This window comes from Confluentibacter sediminis, from assembly GCF_003258355.1.
Lineage (GTDB): Bacteria > Bacteroidota > Bacteroidia > Flavobacteriales > Flavobacteriaceae > Confluentibacter > Confluentibacter sediminis.
Genome location: NZ_QKPO01000112.1, coordinates 1 through 320, shown reverse-complemented (window position 1 = coordinate 320; position 320 = coordinate 1). Strand labels below are relative to the sequence as shown.

General features: G+C 58.8%; 1 protein-coding gene. It reads right to left on the bottom strand.

From position 1 onward, the window contains the following. The coding region (locus DKT72_RS19125; protein WP_220628178.1) for a hypothetical protein at window positions 1–320 on the bottom strand (320 nt) is incomplete at both ends.

The following is a 320-nucleotide window of genomic DNA, read 5'->3' as shown; positions in this document are numbered from 1 at the left end:
GGCAACGAACTGAGCCAGTTCGGGTTCACGGTGTAGCCGGTCAGTGTCTTGATAAGCATGGTGCCGATACCGTTGATGCCAATGGTGGCGATGAACGCGAACGCGAGCATCACGCCGCCGAACTGAGCAAGCACGGAGGAGATGGCGGAGACCATACGACGCAGCAGGCCGTTCGGCTTGGCACCAATGACCAGTGCGTAGGAAGCGAGCGCGCCCACCACTGCGCCGATCAGAGAGGATGCTAAAGACACCAGAATCGAGGTGCCGAATGCGGCGATGGTGTTGGCCTCGAACATCTTATTGAAGTTCGCGAGCGTGAA